Source organism: Pseudophaeobacter sp., assembly GCF_039971195.1.
GTDB lineage: Bacteria > Pseudomonadota > Alphaproteobacteria > Rhodobacterales > Rhodobacteraceae > Pseudophaeobacter.
On record NZ_JBDWPJ010000107.1, the window covers coordinates 1 to 8435 of the forward strand.

Here is an 8435-nt window from a genome sequence, read left to right on the forward strand (position 1 = left end):
TATACTTGACCGGATCTGTAGTTTTTTCGAAGTTGATGCCCGGATTCTGCTGGAACCCGTCGAGTCCATCGGGCGGCAAGGGCAGATCCTGAACGGGCCGTTCCTCTCGGACTTTCTAGGCTATGGCATTCGGCAGGTCCACGAAACCATGTTTCCGACGGGCTTTTACCGATTCACCCGACGCAGCTTTGTCAACAGCGAGAAATTCGTGATTGGTCTGGTCTATGTCTTCCGCTCTGGCAGCACGGCAACCTATATCAAGGGGTTTGAGGCGCGCGATGCAATGCGCTACCAGGGCCTTCCAGACGGGGCCAAGGTGCGTGAGTTCCGCGGCGTTGTGACCTCGCACGAAGACGGTGTTGCTTTTGTCATCTCGCGGCGCCATGCGATGACCTACTCCTTCAACTATCTGGCGCGGGTCGGCTCCCTAGAGAACAACTTTTGGCTTGGCTATGTCGCGCGAACGGTGCGTGATAGCACCGGCGAGCGGGTCACACGTATGGTTTACGAACACCTTGGGCATGACTTGGGACCTGCGCTCAGAACTGCTCGCAACGCCGGTTTTGCCAGCACCGAAGAACTGATCCCCTATCACCGCCACCTGCTGCAGCCAGAGGTCCCCTTTCGCTAATCAAAGGCCCTAGGCCTGCCCCAGTTAATGGGCAATTTGCCGATAGATATGCCAGGTGGCATGCCCCAGCAAAGGCAGCACCAGAAACAGGCCGGCAAAGCCAGGCAGCAGGGCCATAAAGGTGAATACTGCAATGGCCAAAGCCCAGAGCATCATCAGCGCAAAGTTTTGCTGCACATAGGTGAAACTGGCAATCATCGCGGTAACAAAATCAACTTCGCGATCCAACAATAGCGGCAGTGAAATCACCGTAATCATGTAAAGCAGCAGCGCAAAAAGCGCCCCCACCAGGCTGCCAGCCGCCAGCATCATCATCCCATTCATGGTCAAAAACACTTCCAGCGAGCTGGAGATATTTGTCATTGTGGTCAGCCCGAGAAACAGGGCAAAAATCATATGGCCCAGGAAGAACCAGAATAAAAACACCACGATGATGATGGCGCAGATCGACGGCAGTTGGCGCCGACTTTGGTGCAGGATGACGCCGAGGATTTCGCCGACATTCATCGCCTCGCCTTGTTCCAATCGGTGGGAGACCTCGTAGAGACCAACAGCTGCGAAGGGGCCAATCAAGGGAAAGCCAATGGCTGCCAGAACCAACCAGAAGGTGGTGCCGGTTTCGAGCGTGATCCAGGTCATCATCCACCCTGCCAGCACATAGAACCCGGCGAAGAACAGTCCGTAGCCCGGTTTGCGGCAAAAGTCCCGCCAGCCGCTTTTGAGCGCCTCTGCCAGAATTTCAGCCTGCATGGGCCGCAGAGTCGGCACACCAAATTGCTTTTCACTCACTAAACTCTCCTCCCCAGAAAAATTCCTTTGCCTTGCCGCTCTGCCTCATCCGCAGGGGGGCGGTGATTTTTGCGGCCAGCCTGTGACTTGATGGTACTGCTCCCCCAAAGCCAGAAGTTTTTGGTCCTGGCCTTGGGATCCAAAGACCTGCAACCCCATCGGTAGCCCCTCCGCCCCAAAGCCAGCGGGCACCGCTAGACAGGGAAACCCCAGCAGGCTAACCGGCGTTACTACCTGCATCCAGCGATGATAGCTGTCCATCGACTTACCATTGATATTGCGCGGATAATCCTGATCCAGCGGGAAAGGCCAGCACTGCGCCGTTGGCAGGATCAAGGCATCATATTTTTGAAACAGCTCAACTGCCCGGCGCTGCCAATGGGACCGTTGGTCTGACGCCGCCTGTATCTCGCTGCCGCTCAAACCCAGCCCGCGCTCCAGCTCCCAGATGGCGGTGTCCTTCAAGGCCTCGCGATTGTTGTCAAAGGCCCGCAGCCCCGCTGCCACCGCATAGGAGCGCAGGGTGATCCAGGACTCCCAGATCTCTTCGGCTTCAAACGGTGGAGCCACGGCTTCCACTACATGGCCCAATTTGGCAAATGCGTCCAAAGCCTGGGTGCATAGCTCCAGAATACCCGGCTCCATTGGGAAGGCTCCCCCCCAGTCCCCCAGCCAGCCAATCCGCATCGGTCTTACCTCTGGCAAAGGCAGCATAGTCTCGCGACTGCGCGCCAGGGGCTGCCGCGGGTCCGGGCCTGACATCACATCCAACAACAGGGCGATGTCCTCAGGGCTGCGCGCCATGGGGCCCAGGGTGGCCAGCTGGTGCAAAAACAGGTCTCCTGAAGGTTCAGCTGGGACCAGCCCCCAGGTGGGACGGAAGCCATAGACATTGTTCCAGCCCGCCGGATTGCGCAGTGATCCCATCATGTCTGACCCATCTGCTAGGGCCACCAGCCCCGCCGACAAAGCCACCGCAGCCCCGCCGGAAGAGCCACCGCAACTGCGGCTCGGATCAAAGGGGTTGCCGGTGGCACCGTAGACAGGATTGAAGGTATGCGAGCCCAGACCAAACTCCGGCGTATTTGTCTTGCCCATCAAAATCGCGCCAGCATCGCGCAGACGGGAGACAAACAACTCATCCTCCCGGGGCACAAAATCCTTGAACAGAGGCGAGCCCTGGGTTGAGGCAATGCCTTTCACATTGGCCAGATCCTTAATCGCCATGGGCAGCCCATGCAGGGCTCCGCGTTGCTCAGCCCTGTCAGCCGCTGCCGCCTCTTCCATCAATTCGGCGCGAGAACGCAGGGCTACGATGGCGGTGAGGCCAGGATTGAGCGCATCGATCCGGTCCAGCGTGGCCTGCATCACCTCTACCACGGTCACGCTGCCATTGCGCAGCTTTGACACCAGTTCACAGGCGGATCCATAGGGGTGATACATTGTCGGGTCTCCTGCTGCGATTACAAGCCAGCCTAGCGGTGAAAACCACAGCTGCAAAGTCGCACCCTCGCCTAAGCTTTTAAATTATTGAGGAAACTGCCTTCGCCGCGTTCCAAGCTGCCAAGACTGCGCGCGATGCGAACAGGAGGCAGATCCCTGCGCTCCTGTTCGCAGACCATGGGGCAATAAAAAGCGGGCGCAGGATCTTTCCTGCACCCGCGCGATCCACCCGATATCATGTGTTTGATAGGTAAAGAGTCTACTCGCCCTGCGCTTCCGAGCGGCTTTTGCCCGCAACATTCAGCGCCAGGGTTGCTGCCATGAAACCGTCGAGATCCCCATCCAACACGCCTTTGGTATCTGATGTCTCGTGGCTGGTGCGCAGATCTTTGACCATCTGATAGGGCTGCAAGACGTAAGAGCGGATCTGACTGCCCCAGCCTGCATCGCCCTTGTTTTCATGCGCCTCGTTGATGGCAGCGTTGCGACGGTCCAGCTCTTGCTGATAGAGCCGCGATTTCAGCGCCTTCATGGCGATGTCGCGGTTCTGGTGCTGCGATTTCTCGGAGGAGGTCACCACGATGCCAGTAGGATGGTGGGTGATCCGCACCGCTGAGTCGGTAGTGTTTACGTGCTGACCGCCCGCGCCCGACGAGCGATAGGTATCAATACGGATATCTGCGGGGTTGACCTCGATCTCGATATTGTCATCCACAACCGGGTAGACCCAGACCGAGCTGAACGAGGTATGACGTTTGGCAGCGGAGTCAAAGGGCGAGATCCGCACCAGACGGTGGACACCGCTCTCAGATTTCAGCCAGCCATAGGCATTATGCCCCGTGATCTTGTAAGCGGCTGATTTGATGCCGGCTTCTTCGCCAGCGCTCTCCGATTGCAGCTCAACCTTGTAGCCTTTTTTCTCGGCCCAGCGCACATACATCCGCGCCAACATAGAGGCCCAGTCGCAGCTTTCAGTACCGCCCGCGCCCGAGTTAATTTCCAGGAAAGTGTCATTGCTGTCAGCTTCGCCGTCCAGCAGCGCCTCCAGCTCTTTCTCCGCTGCGGTGATTTTGAGTGCCTTCAACGCCTCTTCCGCATCAGAAATGACTTCTTCGTCCTCTTCCATCTCGCCAAGCTCGATCAGCTCAATGTTATCTGCGAGGTCCTGCTTGATGCCTTTGTAGGTATCAATCGCATCGACCAGGTTCTGTCGCTCACGCATCAGTTTTTGCGCGGCCTCCGCATCATCCCAAAGGTTCGGGTCTTCGACACGCGCATTGAATTCCTCCAACCGGTATTCGGCAGTTTCCCAATTCAGACGCTGCGCCAAAAGCTCCAGCGACTTCTCGATCTCGGCCACAGTGTTTTGGGTCTCAGCGCGCATGTGATTTCCTTGAACTTACGTATCAAGCAAGGGTGATAGACCACGCGGCGACTGCGGGCAAGCAGCCGCGAGGCCGACGCGCCTTTCAGACCCCTCAGTCACAGGAAACTGGACCGCGCTGGCAAAACATGGCAGGTCTTTGCCATGACACGCTTGGATCAACTCCTGGGCCACCTTTGCCCGCTGCGAATTAGCCACCCGGTCCGATAGGCCGGGCCGGGGTTCTTAATCATATCCATTTGTCATTGGCGCCCCTGCGCCTTTTGAAGAGTTGCTTCCAATGACCAGTCAACTACCCACCCTGCATTTGTTTTGCGGAAAAATCGCCTCTGGAAAATCCACCCTGGCCGCTAAACTGTCGCGCCGTGATCGCCATGTGCTCCTGTCGGAAGACAGTTGGCTAAGCGCGCTCTATCCAGAAGAACTCCGCTCACCGGCGGATTACCTGCGCTGCACCACGCGCCTGCGACAGGCTATGGGGCCTCATGTGATCGCCTTGTTGAATACGGGGATCTCTGTTGTGTTGGATTTCTCCGCCAACACCGTTGAAGCGCGCCAATGGATGCGCAGCCTGCTGGACCAGACCAAGGCCGCCAATCAGCTTCATGTCTTGGCTGCCAAGGATGCGCTTTGTCTGCAACGGCTGGCCCGGCGCAATGCGGCAGGCGAACATCCCTTTCAAACCACCGAAGGGCAGTTTCACCAGTTCTCCAAATACTTTGTGGCGCCAATACCGGAAGAAGGCTTCTCCCTAGTCTGGCACAACAAAACAAGTGAGCCGCAGCGCCGCTAGTATTGACCGCCTGAGGTGACTGTCCCAAAGGTCGCCTTGGGCCCCAGAACCGCCGTGCCGCCGCTCGAGGTCGTCACTTGGCGTCCCGATTGCTGGACTTCTTCCAATAGTGGCAGGTCCGATCCCATGGCAAAGCCACCGTCAAACGCCAGACCAAAGATGGGCTCGGCCCCGTCGCGGAAATACTCGGCCACAACATAGGAGCCCGAGGCGGTGTTGGGCAGACGGGCGCCGGTATAGCGGTCGATTTTGATAAAATGGCCGCCTTCAGGTACTTCGAAAGGACCACCGCCAAATTTCTCGGTCGCGACCTTCATGAACTGTTGGAATACCGGGCCACACATGGTGCCGCCATAGGCACCGCGCCCCATGGGACGGGGCTGGTCAAAGCCCATGTAGCAGCCGGCCACGATGTTGGAGGTAAAGCCGACAAACCAGACATCGCGGGAATCATTGGTGGTCCCGGTCTTGCCGGCAGTGGGCACTGGCAGGTTGATCACGCTCGACGCGGTGCCACGGTCCACAACCCCCTGCATCATCGAGCTAAGCTGGTAAGCAGTGATCGGATCCATCACCTGTTCACGGTCGGTGGCAATACGCGGCGACTGGCCTGCAGGCAGGGTCAGCGCAGAGCAATCAACGCAGTCGCGGTCATCGTGGCGATAGATGGTGCGGCCATAGCGGTCCTGTACCCGGTCTACCAGGGTCGGCTGCACCCGTTCGCCACCATTGGCAAACATCGCATAGGCTGCCACCATCTTGTAAAGTGTGGTCTCTTCAGCCCCCAATGAGTTGGCCAGGAAAGGCCCCATGTCGTTATAAACGCCAAAGCGTTCCGCATAGCCCGCAACCACCGGCATGCCCACTTCCTGCGCCAGACGAATGGTCATCAGGTTCCGGCTCATTTCGATGCCGGTGCGCAGCGGGGTTGGGCCGTAGAACTTGTTGGAGGAGTTCTTGGGACGCCACAACCCTTGGGGTGTGTTGATCTCGATTGGCGCATCCACCACGATGGTCGCCGGGCTGTAACCACTGTCCAGAGCCGCCGCATAGACAAAGGGCTTGAAGCTCGAACCCGGCTGGCGTTGCGCCTGGGTTGCCCGGTTGAACACCGAATGCTGGTAGGAGAACCCACCCTGCATAGCCAGAACCCGGCCTGTGTTCACGTCCATGGCGACAAAACCGCCCTGGACTTCTGGCACCTGGCGCAGGGACCAGTGTTTAAAACTGCCATCATCCGCAGTTTCGGCCCGCACCAGAACCACATCACCGCGGGTGATATTGTCTTTGAAGCTGCCCTTCATCCACTTGATGTCATCGCGCGGCACAGTGCCGGTGCCTGTTTGGTCTTCGACGCCCACAACCAAGTTCTTGTCGCCCACTTCCAGCGCTACAGCCGGGAACCATTTACCGCCCAGGGTGATGTCACGGGACACTTCCGTTGCGGCCAGGGCTTCGCGCCAGCTGGCTTCATCACCAAGCACGGATTCTTCGAGGGTAAATCCGGTGCCGATCCAGATGCCGCGCGAACGGTCATACTTCTGCAGGCCAGTGCGCAGCGCATCCGCCGCCTCGGTCTGCATCTCGGCATCGATTGTAGCCCGTACCGACAGACCACCAGTAAAGAATTCGCCTTCGCCAAAATCCTCGGACAGCTGGCGGCGGATCTCATCCGAGAAATAGTCACGCGGCGGCAGCGTTGTGCGGAAGCTTTCAAAATCACCGTTTTGAACCGACCGCAGTGGCTGCTGGATCTCGACCTTGTAGACCGCCTCTGAGATATAGCCGTTTTCAAACATCTCGCGCAGCACATAGTCGCGCCGCTCAGTCAGGCGTTCCTTGCCCCGTACTGGATGAAACTTGCCCGGCGCTTTTGGCATCGAGGCGAGCGTTGCGGCCTCATGCGGGGCCAGCTCACCGAGGGTCTTGTTGAAATAGCTCTGCGCCGCTGCCGTCACCCCGTAAGAGTTCTGGCCCAGGAAAATCTCATTGAGATACAGCTCAAGGATTTGGTCCTTGTTCAGAGTTTCCTCAAGCCGGGTGGCGAGGATGATCTCCTTGATCTTACGCGCAGCCTTGCGGTCACCCGACAACAGGAAGTTTTTCATCACCTGCTGGGTAATCGTCGAGGCGCCGCGCACATTGTCCCCACGCGACCGTACCGCCTCGATAGCGGCCGCTGCAATACCACGGGCATCATAGCCCTTATGGGAATAAAAATTCTTGTCCTCGGCCGAAATGAAAGCCTGTTTCACCATGTCCGGGATATCTTCGGAGGGGGTAAACAGGCGCCTTTCCTTGGCAAACTCATCGATCATCCGCCCCTCACCGGAATAGATCCGGCTGATGGTTGGCGGCTGATACTGCGACAGGGATTCATGGCTCGGCAGATCGCGCCCATAGATCCAGAACACGGCCCCCAGAGTCAAAGCGACCATGGCCACACCAAGGGTGATGGTGCTGAAGATAGAACCAAAGAAGGATAGAATGAACCTGAGCACGTATGCGGCCTTTCTCGCGGGGTGAGGTCTATATAGGAGGGCGACTGCCTGGGGTCAAAACCGGAAACAGCGGAATAATGCCGTCGGAGGGGGAAAATCAACCTCCCCCGCACCATGAAACCGCCGTTTAGTCAGCTAGAGCACCCCCGGATCGCAGCCAGTGGCCCTCTTCAGGGGCGAGCAGAACCGGGCAGAACCACCCAAGCGTGATTTACTGACGCACCAATGCGCGTTGTGCATCATCCTGAATGCGCCAGTCGATCAACCCTTTCAGGATTGCCGCAGCGGTTTGGCGACGCCAGTCCGGGTCCAGCAGATTTGCCAGATCGCGGTCACTGGAGAGAAATCCAATCTCCACCAGCACCGAAGGGATATCCGCAGATTTCAGCACCGAAAATCCAGCAGAGCGCAGCGGCTTGCGATTGACCGGGCCGCCCTGTTCGGTGAGCCCCATGACCAGTGCCCGCGCCAAGGCCATGCTGCGCGGTTGGGTTTCTTGTCGCGCAAGGTCCAACATGACACCTGCAACCAAATCATCGGTATCGGACAGGTCGGTGCCGGACAACAGATCTGCCCGGTCATGACGTTCTGCCAGGCTGGCGGAGGCCGCATCCGAGGCCTCTTGTGATAGGGTGTAGACCGTCAGCCCATGGGCATGGCCCTGGGTCAGAGAATCCGCATGCAAAGAGATAAACAGATCCGCGCCCGCCTGATGGGCCAGCGCCGTGCGCCGCTCCAAAGAGACAAAATAATCCCCATCGCGGGTAACCTGTACTTCAAACTGGCCTGAACGCACCAGCACTTCGCCCAGCTCCAAGGCAAATTGTAGCATCAGGTCCTTTTCCACGATGCCGCCTTCGGCCTCGGCGCCCGGATCAATGCCGCCATGGCCGG

The 8435-nt window shown here is 58.3% G+C and carries 7 protein-coding genes; 2 read left to right on the plus strand and 5 right to left on the minus strand.

The annotated features are described in order from the left end of the window. Position 1 precedes the first annotated feature (1 nt). Positions 2-631: an XRE family transcriptional regulator gene (locus tag ABJP42_RS09320; protein ID WP_348340035.1), complete on the plus strand. Its 630-nt coding sequence runs from the start codon at positions 2-4 to the stop codon at positions 629-631. A gap of 24 nt (positions 632-655) precedes the next feature. On the opposite strand, the gene ABJP42_RS09325 is transcribed toward ABJP42_RS09320, so the two are convergent. From ABJP42_RS09325 to prfB, 3 genes are all read right to left on the minus strand, one after another. Continuing rightward, positions 656-1381, minus strand: coding sequence for a DUF2189 domain-containing protein (locus ABJP42_RS09325; protein WP_348340041.1), 726 nt, complete (start codon positions 1379-1381; stop codon positions 656-658). Positions 1382-1465: 84 nt separating this feature from the next. Further along, positions 1466-2863, minus strand: a complete 1398-nt coding sequence (locus tag ABJP42_RS09330) for an amidase (protein WP_348340036.1) — start codon at positions 2861-2863, stop codon at positions 1466-1468. Between the two features lie 259 nt (positions 2864-3122). Continuing rightward, positions 3123-4247, minus strand: coding sequence for a peptide chain release factor 2 (prfB, locus tag ABJP42_RS09335; protein ID WP_348340037.1), 1125 nt, complete (start codon positions 4245-4247; stop codon positions 3123-3125). A 280-nt stretch (positions 4248-4527) separates the two neighbouring features. Between prfB and ABJP42_RS09340 the strand changes: the two genes are divergently transcribed. Beyond that, positions 4528-5040 carry a P-loop nucleotide/nucleoside kinase family protein gene (locus ABJP42_RS09340; protein WP_348340038.1) on the plus strand — a complete coding sequence of 171 codons (513 nt, stop codon included), beginning with the start codon at positions 4528-4530 and terminating at the stop codon, positions 5038-5040. Here ABJP42_RS09340 and ABJP42_RS09345 read toward each other — a convergent pair. Then, positions 5037-7541: a penicillin-binding protein 1A gene (locus ABJP42_RS09345; protein WP_348340039.1), complete on the minus strand. Its 2505-nt coding sequence runs from the start codon at positions 7539-7541 to the stop codon at positions 5037-5039. The two genes, ABJP42_RS09340 and ABJP42_RS09345, sit on opposite strands and share 4 nt — an antisense overlap. 211 nt (positions 7542-7752) lie before the next feature. Then, positions 7753-8435, minus strand: a 683-nt coding sequence (locus ABJP42_RS09350; protein WP_348340040.1) for an N-acetylmuramoyl-L-alanine amidase family protein, incomplete at its 5' end; no start/stop codon positions are given.

What these genes read in the sequence shown, in the direction of transcription:
- prfB (WP_348340037.1), bottom strand. Translation starts at nt 4,247, where the DNA reads ATGCGCGCTGAGACCCAAAACACTGTGGCCGAGATCGAGAAGTCGCTG.
- ABJP42_RS09340 (WP_348340038.1), top strand. Translation starts at nt 4,528, where the DNA reads ATGACCAGTCAACTACCCACCCTGCATTTGTTTTGCGGAAAAATCGCC.
- ABJP42_RS09330 (WP_348340036.1), bottom strand. Translation starts at nt 2,863, where the DNA reads ATGTATCACCCCTATGGATCCGCCTGTGAACTGGTGTCAAAGCTGCGC.
- ABJP42_RS09325 (WP_348340041.1), bottom strand. Translation starts at nt 1,381, where the DNA reads ATGCAGGCTGAAATTCTGGCAGAGGCGCTCAAAAGCGGCTGGCGGGAC.